At 46.1% G+C, this 25198-nt stretch carries 1 protein-coding gene; it reads left to right on the top strand.

The features are described 5' to 3' along the window. Positions 1-453: 453 nt before the first annotated feature. The gene (locus tag OCV50_RS06145; RefSeq protein ID WP_261903979.1) at positions 454-25197 is read left to right on the top strand and encodes a retention module-containing protein; all 24744 of its coding nucleotides are present in this window, start codon (positions 454-456) and stop codon (positions 25195-25197) included. Position 25198 lies beyond the last annotated feature (1 nt).

The raw sequence follows: 25198 nt of genomic DNA on the forward strand, positions 1-25198 counted from the left end.
AGCCACTGCTCGTACGGGTAGTGGCTTTTTTGTTTGTCATGCTAATAGGTATAGAGTTTTTAACGTAGCGCTATTTTAGGACGCATACGTTGCCATTCCCACGTATCGAGTGAATGCACGAGAGATCAAATTACCCAAGTCAGTGCGTTTATCAATAATGAGAATAGTAAGTCCTTATTTGCACTGACTTATTATTAGAAAGCACATTAATTAAGAGCATGTTGTTTTATATGTGGCCGATTGCTACCAAAAATGGAATTTTCTTAAGGAAATACTAGTCTTAACAGTAATTGAGTTCGAAAACAGAGAGCAAGAACAAAATCAGAGCTCGATAACTTAAAGATTGATAATTAGAGATAAAACAGAGGCTGAATTTAAGTAGCAGCCCAATTCGCGCTTACTAAAATTTTTTGCACGATTTGAGAACATCGATTCGTGCATCTAGGGGGACATATGGATGTCGAAGTTTTGCGTAACGCAGCAATAGTTCAGCAAGTAAGTGGTGATGTGGTTGTCATGCGCCCAGATGGTAGCGCCCGAAAATTGAAAGCGGGCGACACCATTCGTGACAATGAGATTATCATTACCTCGAAAGGCGCTAAGTTGGTGCTTGTTCAAGCGAATGGCGAGGTGAATGTTGACGAGAATTGTGTCGGCTGTCTTGATGATGCATTCGCTTGGCGAGAGCAGCCTGTCGGTGGCGACGTTGAAATAGACTTTGTTCAAACGGGGAATGAAGCATTCGATGCCGATAATATTGCAGCGATTCAAGAGGCAATTCTAGCAGGGGAAGATCCTACTGAGATATTAGAAGCGACTGCTGCTGGGGGAGCTAGTGGCTCTGCCAACGCAGGCTTTGTGACCATTGATTACAATTATACCGAAACGCGACCTGCAACGTTTTTTGAAACCTCAGCGTTAGCGCAAGAAGATGTTGATGAAGATGACGATGGATTTAGAACTGACGTCACGGCATCATCGGGCGGGCAAAGTTTTTCTCAAAGTTTAACGGAAGGCTCACTATCTCAAGGAACCTATCCTCAAATTATCTCTACAAGTCAACTCATTCAAAGTGGTAGCCTCGATTTAGACCCTAACTCTTTTGTACCAACTGCTGCTTCCTTGTCGACTCTGCTTAGCGAACTTAACAATGACATTACGTCCGGTGGCGTTGCGGTTCAGTTTGCTTATGATGCTACTGAAAACGCCATTGTTGGTACTCAAAATGGTGCGGAAGTGCTGAGCATTGATATCGACACCATCAGCTCAGGCTCGAATGTAAACTTGACGCTTACTTCCACGTTGTCTGCTCCTATTGATCATGTTCCTTCGGTGAGCGATGGGCAAGTTTCATACATTGATAACCAAATCACTCTTACCTTTGACATCGAAGGTGCTGACATAGGTGGTAATGCTATCGCAGCACCTATCTCTGTTGGTGTCGCTATTTTAGATGGTGCCGACCCAATTCCTGAGACAGTCACGATTACTAATCCAGAAACTAACACGACGTTGATTGAGGGTAGCTTGGTTTCTATTGAGAGTGATCGTCTCGCGTCTGTGGTATTTGATTCGTCTTCGCTGTCTCAATTCGATGGTATTTTGAGTGATAACCAAAATACACTCGCGCAACTTTCAGATGACGGTACCGAAATTACCTTGTCTATTTTAGGACGAGGAGAGGTTGTTTTAACGGTGTCAGTGGACACGAACGGCGAATACCACTTCCAACAGTTCAAACCGATAGAACAGATTGGCTCTGACTCTCTCGAGTTTTCACTGCCCGTTACAATCACTGACTTCGACCAAGACTCGGTGGTGAGCACTTTAAATATCACGATCTCGGATGGCGACCGACCAACGGTCAATTCAGTCGATCCAATTTCCGTCCAAGAGAGTGGCCTTGTTGGCGGCTCAGAAGAGGGCGTAGGAACGGTCACAGGTTCGGGCTCTGTTGATTCAGATACCTTCGCCAGTGATATCATTGACCATCATGAACTAGAACCATTGGAGTTTAATACCGATGGCAGTCTACTTTCTAACGGAGAGCCTGTTGCGCTGGAGTTAGTTAGTGAAGTCAATGGCGTGAGAAATTACGAGGGTTTCGTTATTTTAGATGGCGTGCGAACGGTCGTTTTTGAAGTCGCTGTCGATAGTCCAGTATTAGGTTCCTATGAGTTCACACTTATTGATTCGCTTACTCATCAAGGCTCGCAAGATGCAGAATTGAGTTTTGAGTTACCTATCTATGCCGTTGACACAGACGGCGATCGTTCTTCTTTGGCTGGTGGTTCAGGGGAAGCTCAAGCTGCTCTGATAGTAGTGACGGTAGTGGACGATGTTGTCGAGTTAATTGATAACAGTGTCGCACTTGATGAGCCAACGCTAGTGGGTGAATCAACGGTTTCTTATAACGTATTCAACTTCACTGGTGCTGATGATGCGACGGTACAGTCTTTTGTCTACGATGGCACAACATATAATCTAGACCTTCAACAAGATGCTGCGGTTCAACAAGCTTTCGTGTTTGATGCAGGTACGCTCAATATTGCTTTGAACGGTGATATTACATTTGTGGTCGCGCGCGATATAGATCATTCAGCGAATGAAACCATCATCCAAGACATTACGTTTAACGCGGTTGATGGCGATGGTGATACAGACTCTTCTTTACTACAAATTTCTATCACTGATGGTCAAATCCCAACCATTAACGATATACCGAGTGTTACTTTGCAAGAGCCAGACTTAGCTTCTGGTTCATCTCCAACGGGCTCAGATGTTAGCTCAACCCAAACCATAGACTTTACGCCGGGTAGTGATGATGTCGCTCGTTTTAGACTTGAGAGTACTGAATTTAATACCAGCGGTGCGTTAACGTCGAATGGCTTGGTTGTAAGTTTGAAAGAGGAGCCAGCAGGTTCTGGAAACTATATTGGTTTTGTAACGGACGCATCAAATACTGAAACACCAGTCTTTACCCTTGAATTTTCTGGTTCCACGCTCGGTGAATATACCTTCACACTGCTTGAGTCGTTAGAGCATGCCGACGGTCAGTCGAATAACGAACTCACTTTCGAACTTCCAGTTTATGCGGTCGATTCTGATGGTGATGATTCACTCGGCGCTGCGCTGGCCGTCACCATCGGTGATGATTTGCAGAGTATGCAAAATGGTGTGTTAAGTATTCGAGAACCGACTTTAGCGGTACTGACGCAGTCAGTGGTGACAACCGAGACAATCAATGTTCTTCCAGTACAAGGTGCGGATGGTGCCGCGATAACACGCTTTACTTTCGATGGTGCCATTCGAACGTTGGACCCTGACGATACGAGTGAGCAAGAGTTCCAATTCTTAGAGGGCTCGCTTTTCGTAACACTTGATGGCGATGTGCGTTTTGAGCCGAATCGTAATCTCGACCAAGCCAATGGTGATATCGTTAAAACGGTGGTCCTGACATCAAGTGATGGTGATGTCGATATAGACACGGCAACAGTCATCTTAACGATTACTGATGGTGATGATCCAACCATTGATAATGTTCCAAGTGTCACGCTCGACGAATCAGGCCTTATTGATGGTTCGGCACCTAGTGGCGTTTCTGTCGACTCAAAGAATACGATTTCATTTACTGAAGCGAGCGATGACGTCGCACGAATCGAAGTTGTGGTCGGGCAGTTTAATCGAGATGATTCGTTAACATCGAATGGCTTGATCGTTGAAATTCGAGAGGAGCCAGCAGGTTCGGGTAGTTATCTTGGCTACACGACTGACATATCAAACACTGAAACACCTGTATTCACACTGACTTTTGATCAAACAAACATCGGTGATTTTACGTTTGTGCTACTCGAAGCGTTTGATCATAGACCTATACAAGGTAACAACCTGTTATCTTTTGATATTCCTATTTTGGCCATCGATACGGATGGTGATAAAACCGCAATTAGTCAACTGGTTGTGAATATCAATGATGATGTGCAGGTTATGCAAGATGCCGGCTTGAACGTGACAGAACCGAATCAAGCAGCCTTGAACGCAGGCACAGTTACGACAAGTACGGTTGATGTATTGACTTCGCCAAGTGCTGATGGTGCCAGCGTCACTCAGTTCACTTATGATGGCACTATTTACACGCTCGACCAAACGGATAGCTCTGAGCAAGAGTTTACCTTCACAGAGGGTTCACTATTTATCACCACCCAAGGTGAAGTACGCTTTGAGCCAAACCGAGATTTAGACCATTCGGCAGGTGATATTGTTAAGAGCATTATTGTGACTTCTAGCGATGGTGACGATGATGTTCTGACTTCTACGGTTACGCTGACCATTACCGATGGCGATGTACCGACTATTGATGTCATTCCTCCTGTTTCACTCTCAGAATCAAGCCTTGCTGATGGTTCAGCCCCAAGTGGCTCAGCAGTGAGTCAAACAGAGACCATCTCTTTTACTAACCAAAGTGACGATGTTGATCACTTTAGAATTGCGACTGATGAGTTCAATCTTTTAGGTACACTGACTTCAAATGGCTTAGAGGTTGAGCTTCGTGAGTTTCCTGCAGATTCTGGTCAATACACAGGGTTTACAACCAATGCTCTAAATCAAGAAGTTGAAGTCTTTAACATCAACTTTGATGACGTTGTGCTAGGGCGTTACACCTTCACGCTACTTGAAGCGTTAGATCATGAAGATGGCTTAGATAACAACAACCTCAGCTTTGATTTGCCAGTGTATGCGGTTGATAGTGACGGCGATGATTCTGCAATGTCGCCACTCACCGTGACCATCGAAGATGATGAGCAAGGCATGAGTAACGGTGTCTTGACCATTGAAGAGCCGACAGTGGCGGATCTGGCGGCTGGGGTGGTGACCACAACCACGATTGATGTGATGCCAGAGCAGAGTGCCGATGGCGCGACCATCACTCAGCTTACTTACGATGGTGGTGCGCCACTGACGCTCGATCAAACAGATACGGGTGAGCAAGAGTTCATCTTCACCGAGGGCTCCCTATTTATCACGCTTGAAGGTGATGTGCGCTTTGAACCGAATCGCGACCTCGACCATGAAAGTGGTCCAATCGTGAAATCAATAGTGGTGACTTCTAGCGATGGTGATGTGGATGTCGAAACTGCGACGGTTCTGCTGACGATTACGGATGGTGATATCCCAACCATCGAATCAGTACCAAGCGTGTCGCTGTCTGAATCTGATCTGGCCGATGGCTCTGCACCAAGTGGTGTTGCGGTTAGCCAAACCGAAACTATCTCGTTCACCAACCAAAGTGATGATGTTGAGAGGTTCCGACTTGAACCAACAGAGTTCAATATTGGTGGGGTGTTAACCTCAAATAACATCGCTGTAGAGCTAAAAGAAGATCCAGCAGATTCTGGTAACTACGTTGGTTATATTAATGACGGCGGTACGGAAGTGACAGTCTTCACACTGAGCTTCTCGGGAGCCACTCTTGGTGAATACACCTTTACGTTACTTGAAGCGTTAGACCATGCTGATGGTCTAGATAACAACGAACTGACTTTCGACTTGCCTGTCTATGCCGTAGACAGCGATGGTGATGATTCACTCATGACGCCACTGTCAGTCACCATAGGTGATGACGTGCAAATCATGGCGAACGGCACGCTTGATATCACCGAGCCAAATTTGGCGGCTGGTACGGTGACCACCAATACCATTGATGTGATGCCCGCTCAAAGTGCTGATGGGGCGGTAATTACCCAGTTCACTTACGATGGCGGTGCGGCTCAAATTCTAGACTCAACCATCACGGGCGAACAGAAGTTCACGTTCACCGAAGGCGATGTGTTCGTCACCATCGAAGGTAATGTACGCTTCGAGCCAAACCGAGATTTAGACCACGAAGCTGGCGATATCGTTAAGTCTTTAGTGTTCACCTCAAGCGATGGCGACGTTGATGTAGAAACGGCGACAGTAACGCTTACGATATCTGATGGTGACATCCCAATCATTGAATCAGTGCCAAGCATCGCACTTTCCGAAGCAGATTTAGCCGATGGCTCTTCCCCAATTATTGGCGCAGTAAGCCAAACCGAGACCATTTCGTTTACTAGCCAAAGTGATGATGTAGAGAAGTTCCGATTAGAGCCGACGGAGTTTAATACCGATAACTCACTCAAATCAGATGGTTTGATCATTGAGCTCCGCGAGGAGCCAACAGGGTCGGGCAACTACATTGGCTTTACCACCGATGTTTCGAATGCAGAGACTACGGTCTTTACACTGGATTTCAGCTCAACAACGTTAGGTGAATACACGTTTACTCTTTTTGAAGCGATTGACCACGATCCGATTCAAGGCAATAACGATCTAACGTTTAATCTACCAGTTTATGCCGTTGATACTGACGGTGATGACTCGTTAATGTCACCGCTTTCAGTGATGATCACCGATGATGTTCAAGTGATGGCGATCGGTGCTCTGAATATCGAAGAGCCTACTGTCGCTGACTTAGCATCGGGCACTCCAACCACATCAGTCTTCGATGTGTTAACTAGCGCAAGTGCCGATGGTGCCAGCGTCACTCAGTTTACTTACGATGGTACGGCTTATACGCTTGATCAAACGGATAGTTCTGAGCAAGAGTTTATCTTCACAGAGGGCTCGCTATTTATCACCACCCAAGGTGAAGTACGCTTTGAGCCAAACCGAGATTTAGACCACTCGGCTGGTGATATTGTTAAGAGCATTGTTGTGACTTCTAGCGATGGTGACGATGATGTTCTTACTTCTACGGTTACGCTGACCATTACCGATGGTGATGTACCGACAATTAACGTGATTCCGCCTGTTTCACTTTCAGAATCCAACCTTTCTGATGGTTCAGCTCCAAGCAATTCACCAGTCAGTGATACCAAAGTCATTCAATTCACGAACCAAAGTGATGATGTGGTCTCGTTCCGTATTGAGCCAACCTTGTTCAATACGTTAGGTGCTTTAACAGCGAATAACTTAGCGGTTCAGATTAAAGAAGATTCAAACAATTCAGGTGATTACATTGGCTTTGTTAAAGATGCTTCCGATGTTGAAACCAACGTCTTTACCATCAGTTTCTCTGATACAAATTTAGGCCAGTACACCTTTACGCTTCTGGAAGCGCTCGACCATGAAGACGGTTTGGACAAAAACACGGTCATTTTCGATGTTCCTGTGTTTGCCGTTGATAGTGACGGTGATGACTCTGCAATGTCGCCACTTACCGTGACCATCGAAGATGATGAACAAGGCATGATTAACGGTGTCTTGAGCATCGAAGAGCCGACAGTAGCCGATCTGGCAGCTGGGGTGGTGACCACAACCACGATTGATGTGATGCCAGAGCAGAGTGCGGATGGCGCGACCATCACTCAGTTTACTTACGATGGTGGTACGCCTCTGGTGCTCGATCAAGATGACTCTGGTGAGCAAGAGTTCATCTTCACCGAAGGCTCCCTGTTTATCACGCTTGAAGGTGATGTGCGCTTTGAACCGAATCGCGACCTTGACCATGAAAGTGGTCCAATCGTGAAATCGATTGTGGTGACTTCGAGCGATGGTGATGTGGATGTCGAAACTGCAACGGTTCTGCTGACGATTACAGATGGTGATATCCCAACCATCGAATCAGTGCCAAGCGTGTCGCTGTCTGAATCTGATCTGGCCGATGGCTCTACACCTAGTGGCGTTGCGGTCAGTCAAACTGAAACTATCTCGTTCACCAACCAAAGTGATGACGTTGAGAAGTTCCGACTCGAACCATCAGAGTTTAATATTGGCGGTGCGTTAACATCAAATAACATCACGGTAGAGCTAAAAGAAGATCCAGTAGATTCTGGTAACTACGTTGGCTTTATCGATGACGGCGGAACGGAAGTGCCAGTCTTTACACTGAGCTTCTCGGGAACCACTCTTGGTCAATACACCTTCACACTACTTGAAGCGTTAGACCATGCCGATGGCTTAGATAACAATGAGTTAATGTTCGATTTACCTGTCTATGCGGTGGATTCTGATGGTGATGACTCGTTGATGTCGCCACTGTCAGTCACCATCGGTGATGATGTGCAAATCATGGCGAACGGCACGCTCGATATCACTGAGCCAACCGTAGCAGATTTGGCTGCTGGTACGGTAACCACCAACACCATTGATGTGATGCCAGCGCAAAGCGCTGATGGGGCGGTGATTACCCAGTTCACTTACGATGGTGGTACTGCTCAAACTCTAGACTCAACCATCACAGGCGAACAGAAGTTCACGTTCACCGAAGGCGATGTGTACGTCACCATCGAAGGTAATGTGCGCTTCGAACCAAACCGAGATTTAGACCACGAAGCTGGCGATATAGTGAAATCGCTGGTGTTCACCTCAAGTGATGGCGACGTCGATGTAGAAACGGCGACAGTAACGCTTACGATATCTGATGGTGATATTCCAACCATTGAATCAGTACCAAGCATCACACTTGCCGAAGCAGATTTAGCCGATGGCTCTTCCCCAATCATTGGCGCAGTAAGCCAAACAGAGACCATCTCATTTACCAACCAAAGCGATGATGTTGAGAAGTTCCGATTAGAGCCGACGGAGTTTAATACCGATAACTCACTCAAATCAGACGGTTTGATCATTGAGCTCCGCGAGGAGCCAACAGGATCGGGCAACTACATTGGCTTTACCACTGATATTTCGAATGCAGAGACTACGGTCTTTACACTAGATTTCAGCTCAACAACGTTAGGTGAATACACGTTTACTCTTTTTGAAGCGATTGACCACGATCCGATTCAAGGTAATAACGATCTAACGTTTAACTTACCAGTCTATGCCGTTGATACCGATGGTGATGATTCGTTAATGTCGCCGCTGTCAGTGACGATTACCGATGATATCCAAGTGATGGCAAGCGGAGCTCTGAGTATCGACGAGCCTACTGTTGTTGACTTAGCATCGGGAACGCCAACTACATCAGTCTTTGATGTGCTAACTAGCGCAAGTGCCGATGGTGCGAGTGTCACTCAGTTTACGTACGACGGCACGGCTTATACACTCGACCAAACGGATAGCTCTGAGCAAGAGTTTTTCTTCACAGAGGGTTCGCTGTTCATCACCACGCAAGGTGAAGTGCGTTTCGAGCCAAACCGAGATTTAGACCACTCGGCTGGTGATATTGTTAAGAGCATTGTTGTGACTTCTAGCGATGGTGACGACGATGTTCTTACATCTACGGTTACGCTGACCATTACCGATGGCGATGTACCGACTATTGATGTCATTTCTCCTGTTTCACTCTCAGAATCAAATCTTGCTGATGGTTCAGCCCCAAGTGGCTCAGCAGTGAGTCAAACAGAGACTATTACATTTACTAACCAAAGTGACGATGTTGATCACTTTAGAATTGCGACTGATGAGTTCAATCCTTTAGGTGCGCTGACTTCGAATGGTTTAGAGGTTGAGCTTCGTGAGTTTCCTGCGGATTCTGGTCAATACACAGGGTTTACAACCAATGCTCTAAATCAAGAAGTTGAAGTATTTACCATCAACTTTGATGACGTTGTGCTAGGGCGTTACACCTTCACGCTACTTGAAGCGTTAGATCATGAAGATGGCTTAAATAACAACAACCTCAGCTTTGATTTGCCAGTGTATGCGGTTGATAGTGACGGCGATGATTCTGCAATGTCGCCACTCACCGTGACCATCGAAGATGATGAGCAAGGCATGAGCAACGGCGTCTTGACCATCGAAGAGCCCACAGTGGCTGATCTGGCAGCTGGGGTGGTGACCACAACCACGATTGATGTAATGCCAGAGCAAAGTGCCGATGGCGCGACCATCACTCAGTTTACTTACGATGGTGGTGCGCCTCTGGTGCTCGACCAAACCGATACGGGTGAGCAAGAGTTCATCTTCACCGAGGGCTCCCTGTTTATTACGCTTGAAGGCGATGTGCGCTTTGAACCGAATCGCGACCTTGACCATGAGTCGGGGCTAATCGTGAAATCGATTGTGGTGACTTCGAGCGATGGTGATGTGGATGTCGAAACTGCAACGGTTCTGCTGACGATTACAGATGGTGATATCCCAACCATCGAATCAGTGCCAAGCGTGTCGCTGTCTGAATCAGAGCTTGCAAATGGATCTGCACCAAGTGGTGTTGCGGTTAGCCAAACTGAAACTATCTCATTCACCAACCAAAGTGATGATGTTGAGAAATTCCGACTTGAACCAACCCAATTCAATATTGGTGGTGCGTTAACCTCAAATAGTATCGCGGTAGAGCTAAAAGAAGATCCAGTAGATTCTGGTAACTACGTTGGCTTCATTAGTGACGGCGGTACGGAAGTGCCAGTCTTCACACTGAGCTTCTCGGAAACCACTCTTGGTCAATACACCTTTACGTTACTTGAAGCGTTAGACCATGCCGACGGTCTCGATAACAACGAGCTGACTTTCGACTTGCCTGTCTATGCCGTAGACAGCGATGGCGATGATTCACTGATGTCGCCACTGTCAGTCACCATCGGTGATGACGTGCAAATCATGGCGAACGGCACGCTCGATATCACTGAGCCAACCGTCGCAGATTTGGCTGCTGGTACTGTGACCACCAACACCATTGATGTGATGCCAGCTCAAAGTGCTGATGGGGCGGTGATTACCCAATTCACTTACGATGGCGGTGCGGCTCAAACCCTAGACTCGACCATCACAGGCGAACAGAAGTTCACATTCACGGAAGGTGATTTGTACGTCACCATCGAAGGTAATGTGCGCTTCGAGCCTAATCGAGATTTAGATCATGAAGCTGGCGATATCGTTAAGTCTTTAGTGTTTACTTCAAGTGATGGCGACGTTGATGTAGAAACGGCGACAGTAACGCTTACGATATCTGATGGTGATATTCCAACCATTGAATCAGTACCAAGTATCGCACTTGCCGAAGCAGATTTAGCCGATGGCTCTTCTCCAATCATTGGCGCAGTAAGCCAAACAGAGACCATCTCGTTTACTAATCAAAGCGATGATGTAGAGAAGTTCCGATTAGAGCCAAGCGAGTTCAACAGTGATGACTCTTTGAAATTCGACGGACTTCCAATAGATTTGAAAGAAGACCCAGCAGGCTCGGGCAATTACGTTGGTTTCACGACCAATGCAACTAATGTTGAAACGCAGATCTTCACACTAAGCTTTAATGCTGCGACTCTTGGCGAATATTCGTTCACGTTGTTGGAGAACATTGATCACGAGGATGGTCGAGGCAATAACGATCTAACGTTTAATCTATCAGTCTACGCCGTTGATACTGACGGTAATGACTCGTTAATGTCACCGCTGTCAGTGACCATAACCGATGATGTCCAAGTGATGGTGAGCGGGGCTCTGAGTATCGAAGAGCCTACTGTCGCTGACTTAGCATCGGGCACTCCAACCACATCAGTCTTCGATGTGTTAACTAGCGCAAGTGCCGATGGTGCCAGCGTCACTCAGTTTACTTACGATGGTACGGCTTATACGCTTGATCAAACGGATAGTTCTGAGCAAGAGTTTACCTTCACAGAGGGCTCGCTGTTTATCACTACCCAAGGTGAAGTGCGTTTCGAGCCAAACCGAGATTTAGACCACTCGGCTGGCGATATTGTTAAGAGCATTGTTGTCACATCTAGCGATGGCGACGACGATGTTCTGACCTCTACGGTCACACTGACGATTACTGATGGTGATGTACCGACCATTAATGTGATTCCGCCTATCTCACTGTCTGAATCGAATTTAACAGGCGGATCTGATCCGTCGAGCTCTGCGGTCAGTGACACGAAAGTTATTCAGTTTACTGATGAAAGTGATGATGTGGTCTCGTTCCGTATTGAGCCAACCTTGTTCAATACGTTAGGTGCTTTAACAGCGAATAACTTAGCGGTTCAGATCAAAGAAGACCCGACCAGCCCTGGTGATTACATTGGCTTTGTTAAAGATGCGTCCGATGTTGAAACCAACGTCTTTACCATCAGTTTCTCTGACACAAATTTAGGCCAGTACACCTTTACGCTTCTGGAATCGTTAGACCATGAAGATGGTTTGGACAAAAACTTGGTCATTTTCGATGTTCCTGTGTTTGCCGTTGATAGTGACGGCGATGACTCTGCAATGTCGCCACTCACCGTGACCATCGAAGATGATGAGCAAGGCATGAGTAATGGTGTCTTGACCATCGAAGAGCCGACAGTGGCCGACCTGGCGGCTGGGGTGGTGACCACAACCACGATTGATGTGATGCCAGAGCAGAGTGCTGATGGCGCGACCATTACTCAGTTCACTTACGATGGTGGAACGCCCCTGGTGCTTGATCAAGATGACTCTGGTGAGCAAGAGTTCATCTTCACCGAAGGTTCTCTATTTATCACGCTGGAAGGTGATGTACGCTTCGAGCCGAATCGCGACCTCGACCATGAAAGTGGTCCAATCGTGAAATCGATTGTGGTGACTTCGAGCGATGGTGATGTGGATGTCGAAACTGCAACGGTTCTGCTGACGATTACAGATGGTGATATCCCAACCATTGAATCAGTGCCAAGCGTGTCGCTATCGGAAACGCAGCTTGCCGATGGCTCTGTACCAAGTGGTGTTGCGCTCAGCCAAACCGAAACTATCTCGTTCACCAACCAAAGTGATGATGTTGAGAAGTTCCGACTTGAACCATCAGAGTTCAATATTGGCGGTGCGTTAACCTCAAATAACATCGCGGTAGAGCTAAAAGAAGATCCAGCAGATTCTGGTAACTACGTTGGTTTCATTAATGACGGCGGAACGGAAGTGCCAGTCTTTACACTGAGCTTCTCGGGAACCACTCTTGGTCAATACACCTTTACGTTACTTGAAGCGTTAGACCATGCTGATGGTCTAGATAACAACGAGCTGACTTTCGACTTGCCAGTCTATGCTGTGGACAGCGATGGTGATGATTCACTCATGTCACCACTGTCAGTCACCATCGGTGATGATGTTCAAATCATGGCGAACGGCACACTCGACATCACTGAGCCAACCGTCGCAGATTTGGCTGCTGGTACTGTGACCACCAACACCATTGATGTGATGCCAGCCCAAAGCGCTGATGGGGCGGTAATTACCCAGTTCACTTACGATGGTGGTGCGGCTCAAACTCTAGACTCAACCATCACGGGGGAGCAGAAGTTCACGTTCACCGAAGGCGATGTGTACGTCACCATCGAAGGTAATGTGCGCTTCGAGCCAAACCGAGATTTAGACCACGAAGCTGGCGATATCGTTAAGTCTTTAGTGTTCACCTCTAGCGATGGTGACGTCGATGTAGAAACAGCGACGGTAACGTTAACGATATCTGATGGTGATATTCCAACCATTGAATCTGTATCAAGCATAACACTTGCCGAAGCAGGTTTAGCCGATGGCTCTTCTCCAATCATTGGCGCAGTAAGCCAAACGGAGACCATTTCGTTTACTAGCCAAAGTGATGATGTAGAGAAGTTCCGATTAGAGCCGACGGAGTTTAATACCGATGACTCACTCAAATCAGATGGCTTGATCATTGAGATCCGCGAGGAGCCAACGGGGTCGGGCAACTATATTGGTTTTACCACTGATATTTCAAATGTTGAGACTACAGTATTCACAGTCAATTTCAGCAGCTCTACTTTAGGTGAATACACATTCACTCTTTTAGAAGCCATCGATCATCGACCTATTCAAGGCAATAACGACCTAACGTTTAATCTACCAGTCTATGCCGTTGATACCGATGGTGATGATTCGTTAATGTCACCGCTGTCAGTGACCATCACCGATGATATCCAATCATTAGTTGCTGGTTCTATGACGGCCAAAGAGCCTTCAACCGGCATTGAAACATCTAATACCATTGATCTAATGCCTGATAGCAGTGCAGATGGTGGAATGCTTACGAGTTTTAGCTACGATGGCGAGGCTTTACAAACACTAAACCAAAATATCGTCGGCGAACAATCATTCACTTATGACGAAGGCACGCTATTCGTCACAATTGACGGTAGCATGCGATTTGAACCTGTGTCCGATCTCGACCATTCTGGTGGCGATATCGTTAAAACCATTTCGGTGAATTCTATTGATGGCGATGGTGACATTGTCAGCACTTCAGTATCGTTGACAATAGAAGATGGCGACGAACCGGTGATTGATATCATTCCTGATGTTGCATTGAATGAAGCAAATCTAGACGGTGGCTCTGCCTCTACGGGTACCGCGGTCAGTGAAACAAAAGTTATTACCTTTACGGAAGGTAGTGACGACGTGACAGATTTTAGAGTAGATACCGCGAACTTCAATACTTCAGGAACGTTGAAGTCAAATGGTCTGACAGTTGAAATGAAAGAGCAGTCTGCTGATTCAGGAAACTATGTCGGCTTTATCACTGACGCATCAAATGTTGAAACGAATGTCTTCACGTTGGAGTTTTCAGACACGAATCTTGGTCAATATACATTTACCTTGTTAGAAGCTTTGGATCATGCTGATGCTAGCCTTGCCAATATGTTAGATTTCGATATTCCTGTTATAGCGGTTGATGCTGACAATACAGATTCCGCTTCGTCATCGTTGAACGTCACCATTACCGATGATCTACAGCAAACGCAAGACAGAACTTTAAGCATTGTAGAGCCTGTTACGACCTCTGGCGCTGGCGGTCCGCCAAGTACAGGCATTGTTGACGTAATGCCAACAGACAGTGCAGATGGCGCCACGGTTACTCAATTTATGTATGGAACTGACGGACCGTTTACTCTGGATCAAACGAACTTCACTGAACAAGAGTTTGCGGTAGCTGACGGGAAACTATTCGTTAAGTTAGATGGCTCTGTACGCTTTGAACCAGACAGAAACCTCGATCATTCTGATGGTGATATTGTTCGTAGTATCGTTGTAACCACCAGCGATTTCGACAAAGATGTTGAAACAGCAACAGTGACCTTGACGATCACGGACGGCGTAGATCCTGTCATCAATATCGTTCCAGATGTGTACTTGTCTGAAGTTAATCTAGCCGATGGTTCGATGCCAACATCTGGTCCAGTAAGCTCGACTCACACCATCACTTATACCGAAGGGAGTGACAATTTTAGTCATTTCCGCATAGATACCAATGACTTCAATTTTGGTGGCTTGCTGAAATCGAATGGTTTAGTTGTTGAATTAAAAGAAGAACCCGCGGATTCAGGTAACTATGTCGGTTTCACCACTGATGCTTTAGGTGCAGAAACGGACATCTTTACTATCAACTTCGATAGCGTCAACAAGGGTCAATTTACCATTACCTTATTGGAAGCGGTCGATCATCTTAATGGCCTTAATTACAACGACCTGAATTTCCGCTTACCTATCTATGCGGTTGATACGGATGATTCTGAGTCAACACGACGCGATATTGTGGTAACGATTGAAGATGACATTCAGCAAATGCAGGATGGCATCCTAACGATTACTGAACCAACTTCAGGTACACCAACGACGGCAACGGTTGATGTGATGCCATTGTCGAGTGCCGACGGCGCGACTATTACTCAGTTTACCTACGATGGTGGGCTAGCGATCTCGCTCGATCAAACTATTACCGGTGAACAAGAGTTTACCTTCACGGAAGGTTCACTGTTTGTCACGTTAGATGGTGATGTGAGATTTGAACCTAATCGAAATCTCGATCACTCAAGCGGGAACATCGTCAAAGATGTCGTGTTCACTTCCTCAGATTTTGACAACGATGTCTTCATGTCGAGTGTTCGATTGACCATCATCGATGGTGAAGACCCTGAACTGAACGTAGTTCCAGGAGTGAATTTATCCGAAAGTAACCTATCCGATGGCTCTTCTCCAGACTCCAACCTGATTAGTGAAACCAATACCATCACAACGTTTGCTAGCAGTGACGACATTGCGAAAATTATCGTCAACACGTCGTTGTTTAATGTTGGTGGGACGATCCGGTCAAATGGGTTGGTGGTTGATCTACGAGAAGACCCAGTAAATTCGGGCGACTATTTGGCGTTTACCACGGTATCACCGGGCGTCGAAGTCCCTATTTTCACCTTAACGTTTGACGATTTAATTCCGAGCAAATATACCTTCACGCTTTTGGAGCATTTGGATCATCCAGATGGCGACGGAAACAACGAGATCCGCTTTGACTTATCGGTTCGCGCTCAAGACACAGACGGTGACATTTCGGACCCTAAACCACTTGAAGTTATCATTGGTGATGATGTTCAGGTCATGCAGTCAGGGGATCTAACAGTCACAGAGCCGACTGCAGGTACTGTGACTAGCGATGTGTTTGAAACCATAACGGGACCAAGTGCGGATGGTTCAACAGTCATTGGGTTTACTTATGATGGCGGAGCGGAACAGTTACTGAATCAAAACGATACTGGTGAGCAAGCTTTTGTTTATCCTGAAGGGACACTGTATATCAAGTTGAATGGCGACATTCGCTTCGAGCCAAACAGAAATCTAGACCATGAAAATGGCGACATCATCAAGGACATCGTTGTGAACTCTCGAGACCAAGATCTCGACCCAGAAGACGCAACCGTAAGGTTAATAATTAGTGATGGTGCTCCACCGACGATTAATCTCATTCCGCCAGTAAGCTTGAGCGAAGTGAACTTAGCGGATGGTTCTTCTCCAAGTTTACCAGTGAGTGACACCAAGCAGATCTCGTTTACAGCAGGGAGTGATGACGTAAGCTACTTCCGTATTGAGACCACTGAGTTCAATGTTGGAGGATCGCTGAAATCAAATGGGCTTGCTATTCAGTTAAAAGAAGATCCTTCCGTTTCTGGTGGTTATATAGGTTTTACTACAGAAGACCCTCTTCTTGGACCGGAAGTCGAAATCTTTAAAATTAGCTTCTCACAGTCAGTGTTAGGAGAGTACACCTTTACACTACTGCAAGAGATCGATCATGCCGACGTGCAGGGTAATAACGATCAAGTGTTTACACTGCCAGTTTACGCTGTTGATACCGATGAAACAGATTCAACGATGACACCACTCAGCGTGACGATCACTGATGACGTACCTGAAATTACAGATACAGGTGTTGGCAGTACCTTCATTGTTGATGAGGAGGACATTGGTAACCCAACCCAGGCGACAGGCTCGTTCGTGACAACTGAAGGGGCAGACCAAGTAGATGCTTACGAACTTCGCAACATAGCGGCTTTGGAAGCGATGCTTTCGTCTGGAAGTGAAGGTATCGAAATTAACAAGATATCCGGGTCTGCCAATACAACGACTTACCAAGGTGTGACCGACACTACTGATACGCCAATCTTTACTCTGGAATTGACCAATGACGGCGATTATACCTTTACCTTATTGGGCCCACTAAATCATGCCATGACACCAACAAACCTCGATACGCTGACCATACCTTTCGACGTGGTAGCGGTTGATGGTGATGGTGATGATTCGAATCAATACGAACTACCAATCGTCGTATTGGATGATGCCCCAACCATGACGGCTCCAACTGGAGAAACGGTAGTTGATGAAGATGACTTGGCGGGAATTGGTTCAGATCAATCTGAAGATACCGTTATTAATGGTTTGTTTACCATTGATGAAGGCGCTGATGGTGTGGTTCTGTATGAATTGGTGAACCCAGATGCCGTAATAACAGGGCTGACCTCGGAAGGCGAAAGCTTAGAGTGGCTAGCAGTTGTCGAAAGTGGCACAACCTTTACCTATACAGCGCAAACAGAAACAAGCAACGAAGCTGTGTTTGAGATTGTGTTTGATACTAGTGACAACAGTTATCAGTTTGAACTGTTTAAGCCGCTCAAACACCCAGATGCGGATACAGAAAACAGTATTCCACTTAACTTCTCTGTGGTCGCAGAAGATTTCGATGGCGATCAGTCTAACGCTATCGCGCTTAACCTATCAGTGACGGATGATGTGCCTCTTGTCACGACTCAATCGATTACTCGTCTTGAAGGGCAGAATTACAACGGCTCTAAAGTGAACATGTTCGCCACTGCAACAGATACTGGTGCTGATGGCACCGTGCTTACGCAAATAGAGGGAACTTCTGATGGTGATACCGGCATCGTATTTCGAAGAAGGCCGAATGACACAGAAACTGATACTTATGATCTGAACTCAGGTCGCCAGCAGGTGCGTGTTTATGAACAGGAGTACGACGCTGGAGGCAATGTTGTCGATGAGAGAGAGTTAGGTCGTTTGCGTATCAATTCTAACGGCGAGGTTGAGTTCAGAGCAAATAGTTATCTAGAGCACAATGGCGATGAAATCAACTTCTCGATTAATGTGATCGCGACCGATGGGGACTTGGATACCTCTGAAACACCTTTGAACATCACTATTGTCGATCGTGACTCAACGGCTGTTTCATTGAAAGTGACCACTACTGAGGATATAGGTCGTGACCCTTCAATTGATTACGCTGCAGGTAGCGAACCAACAGACCTAGAAAACACCTTTGACAATCAAGATGGTCTGTCTGATACGCCCGCTAAAGTTGAGTTACAAGTCAATTTCTATGACCAAGACAACAGTGAAGAAATTGGTCAACTGAAGATCTTCGACAATACCAATCATAGAGGCACTTTCTATTACTTTGATGGTTCCGAATATGTGAAATTGGCGACCGATGTGGATGGTAATTTTGTTCTAGATGGCGCCAACATTGTTCAGACTTTTGTGCCAGACCCGTATGATCCAAACAATCCAGGAGATACGATCGCCACTATCGAAAACCTATACTTTGTACCTGACCGAAACTTTAGCACCGGCGAAAATGGCGTCAGAATTAACTATGAATTGGAGATCGATAAGAATGGCTCATTTGATCATACCGTTACCTCTAACTTTAGAATTGAAATTGAGGCGGTAGCCGACGAAGCGGAGTGGGATGACGTAAATAGCACGTACACCTACCTCCCAGATACTGACAATATGGGCACAGAAATACCGGTAACTGAGGATGGAAATACCATCACTCTTAACCTTGAAGCTAACTCTCAAGACACTTCACGCCCAGAGACACTCACATATCAGCTCACGGTAGAGGAAGGTGCCGGTCAATTTACTCTATTGGATAGCTCCGGTGATCCGATAGGGCCTGTTGGTGGCCCATATATTATTGATGCAGCAGACATTAATAGCACCGTCGTTGACCCAATTGATAACTTTTCGGGCACCATTAGTTTTAAAGTGGTGGCTTTGACGGAAGAAACGACCAATCCATTCCTAGATAGCGACAATAGCGGTGCGAATAGCAAACAGTTTGCGACTTCTGACGAGCGAACCATCGTGATTGACGTACTGCCAGACGCAGACTTGGGTACGCTAAGTGTCAATCGCAAAACGATTAATGAGGATAATATTCTTGACCCTGATGTTGTTGGCGATCCAAGTAATCGAGTTGCATTAACACTTGATGAAGTTATCACCATGACAGCGTCGGAAGATGCAGATACATCAGAAACATTGTATGTGCGAATCAACAATATTACTGAAGGTGCTGAGCTTTATTGGTTAGGTACAAACACGGTGGTGCCTACCGTGAATGTTAACGGTGTCGACTATCAAGAAATTCTTTACTCTGAACTTGCTAATGTTGAAGTGATTCCTAAAGAGCACAGCAACGAGGATTTCAGCTTTAGTGTCTTAGGCGTAGTTAAAGATGAAGCTTCTCTATCAACTGGCACCGTGGTTGATGAAATTACCTTTGGTCCAAAAACGGTCAATATTGAAGTGATTGGTGTTGCTGATGTGCCGTTCGGAGGAACAAATGGTACAGATTGGACGGCAATTACAGATGGCACAGCAAGCGGCGTGCAAACCACAATCCAAGAGAGCCAGAACGGAGACAGTTTCGCTGTTCTCGATTTTACTGTGTTGTCTGGTGAGCGAAGACCTGATGATCCAGCTGATTCCCCTCTTGCTGGCGATGGCTCAGAAGCGATTACCGTTATCTTGTCAGGTATCCCAGAGGGCGTAGTTATCGAAGATGGTGATGGCACGGTTATCGACCTTAACTTCGTCGGTTATGAAGATGACATCAATGGGAACCCAGATCTCAATAAGCCAATCTACGAAGCGAATATAACGGAGGAGGGCATCACCTCAGGTATTCGAATCCGCCCCGTTGATTCATCCACAGAGAACATTCATATCAAAGGACAGGTTGTTGTTACTGAAAACGATGGGCACACCTTAACGTTCGATCAAGAAGTTCGAATATTGGTTGAACCTAGAATCGATACGTCAGCAACTTACGGTAATACAACGACTGGCAATGAAGATACTGCGATTAATATCGATTGGCATCCGCAAGGTGCTGATTACATAGATGATGATGAGCATTTCACGTCTATAACCATTAATGGAATCCCTGCAGGAGTCACCGCGGTCGTTAATGGGGATGTTACGGTTGATGATAGCGTTCCAGGTACTTTAGTGATTACACCGAAAGATGCCTCTCAAACACCAGCGCAGTTTACTCAGATCGCCTTGGCCAACGACTTCATTCAGATGACACCACCAGAAAACTCGAGTGAAGACTTTACGCTGACAACCGTCGTCGAGATGGAGGAGAGAGATTTCGAGTACACCGATGATGCTATTGTGGGTGAGGGCGGACGAGTAGTTGCTAACCCAGCAATTGAGGGCACCATTACAGTGCAAGTTGTACCTGTCGTGGAACCTGAAGATCCTGACGGAGATAATGTTGACGAGAACTTTATTGTTTTCTCCAATGAAGACGGCACTGGTGAATTAACATCAATTACTTCTGATAACGCTGGGGTAATTAAATTCACGACCAATAGCGATAACCAAGCTGTAGATGGCGGTGGTGTTGAGATCTTGGATGGTGAGTACGTTATCCGTTACAAAGAAGAAGATGTCTCGCCTGAGTTCGCTATCAATGAAGTGGTTAACGAGGTTGTCATTCAACTGAACACAACGTCAGATGGAGCATTACCTGAAGAAGTGTTAAGTCAGCTACTTGTTACTGGTGCTGTATATGAGGGTAATGGTCGCTGGGTGGTGACAGATGAAGATGCGTTTACGATTAGCGCTCCTGAAGGTCTAGATCTCACTGCCCCATATGATGATGGGATAAATACGAACACCAGCAGCATCAAAATGACCGTATTCACGCAAGTCGAGGACTTAGGAGATGAGGCCGGTGATCAGAACTCCCAAATTGTTCAAAGACAAGGTGAAGTGACGCTAACCTTCCCAGAAGACATTGCAGGCGGTGGAGAAATTGCTGCAGATATTTCGGCGACACCAAATCAAACAATTGACGCGGTTGAAGACGTTCAAGTGATGCTTGGTGATGCCCTTGAGAGCATTATTAGCTTCAGCGGTGGAGATGCGTTTAATGATCAAATCACCATAGTGATTGATGATACCGTGGTTGTTAACCCAGGCGACCCTGACGAAACAACCATTAATATTAGCATCGGTGGTAGTGGTGAGATCGACTTTGTTAACGGAGAATATGTGTACCAATCCACTTTGGTACAAGGTGTAACGCCAGATTTCTCCGACTTGGTACTGAATTTACCTGCCGACTATTCAGGTGACTTTGAGTTGCCATTTACGGTGATCACCAAAGATCTAATATCGGGTGATGAGAAGGTACTCGATACCAGCGCCGTCATTAAAGTGTCTGCGGTAACCGATGTAGCGCCAAGTATTTCTGTAGATATCACGGGCTCTTTAGATGATTCGTTGAACCCAGTTGATATTGACGGTCAACCGGGTGCTGAAGCTGTGGGTTATGAAGATACTTATATCGTGCTTGATTTCTCCGGTTCGGTTGCAGACCAAGTTAATGGCGTTGAAGGCGGTGATGAGCGTTTCACTGATATCACATTAACGTTAACTGATACAACCAATGGGCAGTTCTACAGCAGCACGGGGGCACCACTCGGTACAACCATCTCTTTCACTGAAAGTGAAATTGAAAATGGCGCTTTGTCAGGCGTACTGTTTAGACCGAAAGAAAACTTCCCGACTTATGATGACGTCAATGGTGTTGATGTCAGTACGGTTAGCGTTACTGTGAGCGGGAACATTTTAGATACTGCGACTTTTAATGAAGGTGGTTCTAGCACAACAGAAGATGCAACAAGTGAGTCTTTCTCAACGGTGGTGAGTTTTGATGTTGTTCCTGTCGTGGATGATGTTCAAATTACAGGGCCAGGAAGTGACCCTGATATCATCGAAATCACAGGTGATGAGGATCAGGAGATCTCACTTGCAGGTTCAAGTCCTGTATCAATTGCCTTGGCCGATCTCGATGGTTCGGAAGAGTTTGTCTCAATCAAGTTCACTGATGTGCCTGATGGCTTCCAATTTAGAGTAGATAGCGGCTCTGATTTTACCGTTAAGAATAATGGCGGAGGCGTGTGGAGTGTTCAACTGCCATCTAGCGTGTCGAATTCATTTGATTTGAGTGAAGTATCGGTACTACCTCCGAAAGACTTCAGCGGTACTTTTGAATTTGGTGTTGAAGTCTTTACGCAAGAGTCTCTGCTTGGTGTACCAACCAACGCAGGTACGCTGCCGAAGTTCCAAGTACATGTATTACCGGTAGGGGACGATATTGATACGGATCCCACTGATTCTGTTTCAGGATTGGAAGGTCAAAACATTGATATCGAAATCAATGCGAGCATTCTTGATAATGAGGCGTCTGCACCTGGACTTATGACCGAGAATGACCCAGAGACTATCCGTGTGGTGGTTAGCAATGTGCCTTCTGATGCTTCAATCTTGTATCCAGATGGAACAACGTTAGGCACCTACGATGCGGGTAGTGACACTTGGACGCTAGATGTAGATGCAACCGAACTCGACAAGATTGTATTCAATTCTGGTGAGCACAATTCAGAAGCGGGTAACGCACTGGGCATTGATGCGCCCTTGACTATCTCTGTACGCTCAGTGGATACGGATGCCGATAACACCGAGTACTTAGGTACAGAAACCATTTTCAACGTGGATTTGGTTATTGATCCAATCAATGACCAACCAATCTTCGTCAATATTGAGAACTTAGAGACACCAGAAGATACCTCTGTTGCCTTGAGTGATATGTCGGGCTTCAAAATCGAAGATCCTGATGCCGTCTATGATGACCCAAGTGCGATATACACACTCACGCTTTCGGTTGATCAAGGCACGTTGAGCTATACCTCTTCTACGGGAGTAACCTCAACACCAACAACGGGTACCTCAATCGTTCTTTCTGGCACCTTAGCCAATATTAATAATGCACTAGACAGTGGTAGCGTCAGATTTGAGTTGGGCGCCGACGAGAATTACTTGAATCAGGGCGGTGTAGCGACAGTTACTGCCACTGTCGATGATGGTGGTAATAATGGCTCTTCGGGCCCGTTAACCAACCAAACCACGTTTGAGATTAAAGTTACAGAAGTCAACGACATGCCTGTTGCTCCTAATATCGATTTAGGAACGATTGCTGAATATGATCAAATCGTTATCAAAGCATTAGATTTGATTGCTGCATCGAGTGACCCTGAGGGGGACAACTTAACAGTAACAAATGTTAGCCTCACATCAGGTCAAGGCCAGTTGCAGTACTTTGAAAATAGTGGTGGTGTTGATGACCCATCGATTACTGGCCCATACTGGGTGTTTGATGCGAATGATGAATACGATGCGATTAGTGGCGATATCAGCTTCACATACACCATTCAAGATGATGGGAAAACCAATGGAACTGATGACTTCTTAACAGATACCGGAGATTTGAGCTTAACAGTGACAGGTGTTAATGATTCGCCGATTATTAATGGTGACAATGTCACGTTTACGATCGACGAAGATGTTGACCAGTTGATCAGTGGTATCACCGTTGCGGACCCTGATTACGTTGGTGTTCATGCGGGGGATTTCATGACAGTCACCTTGAGTGTCGACTTTGGTACGCTATCAGCAACATTGCCGGGCACGACTACCGTGACTGTGAGCGGGCAAGGTACAAACTCAATCATGTTAGAAGGGACACCTGCGGACATTAATGCGATTCTTAACACGCCAACCAATCCTGTAGGTGTGTTTGTTGATACCCAGTACATTCCATCGAACAGCATTAAACTGCAAGTTGTGGCGGAAGACAGTGGTAACCCATCAGGCATCATTATTGAGACACCACCGCAAGAGTTCACGATTCAGGTAACGCCAGTGGCCAACACGCCAAGCCTGTCGATTGATCCTGCATTGAATTACGTTCGCAATATTACGGCAAGCCAAACTGCCAGTGCGAGCGGCATTCCATTGGTAGGTATTGTGGCGGCGTTGGCTGACATTAATGAAGTTCTGACGTTGAATATCAAAGATGTGCCAGCAGGTGCTTCTGTAATTAGTAGCGCGGGTACTGTTTCTCTTAATGGAGGAGTATGGGTTGCATCCGCCGATGCGATTGATAGCCTACAGATCGTTGACCTCCCGCAAGCTGTTACACCGCATACTATCAAGCTTGAAGCTGTGTCATCGGAGTTGGATGATGGTAACGCTGTTATCACTCCGGGAGCCACGTCTACTGAGATCGATCTCAATCTCACTATTGTTGCGGATGCTACTGATATCGACCTCAGTGCGACATCCGACGACGTGCAGTTGATTGGGGATGGTGGCAATGCGGTTCTTGAAGCCGGTAGTGGGGATGACCGTCTTGAAGGTGGTAGCGGTAACGATGAGCTGATTGGTGGTGACGGCAATGATACTTTAATCGGTGGTGATGGCTTCGACATCCTGACAGGTGGCGACGGCATGGACTCTTTTGTCTGGCTTAATATCCAAGATGGTGTTGAAGATACGATTACCGATTTTGACTTGTCTGAGGGCGACACCATTGACTTGAGAGAAGTATTACCTGAGCTGCAAAATGCGACGCTAGACATGGGGGTGTTGTTACAACAGATAGACGCTAAAGTCGTAGACGGCAGTAATATTGAGCTAACGATAAACCCTGATGGTATGGGCACTACTCAGCAAACTATCTTAGTTGAAGACCTTGCTCCGCAACTGACTCTTGTTAGTACCATGCCTGATGACATCTTAGATGCGTTAGTTCAACAAAATGTGATTGTTCATGGCTAGC

The organism is Vibrio fortis, from assembly GCF_024347475.1.
Classification (GTDB): Bacteria; Pseudomonadota; Gammaproteobacteria; order Enterobacterales; family Vibrionaceae; genus Vibrio; species Vibrio fortis.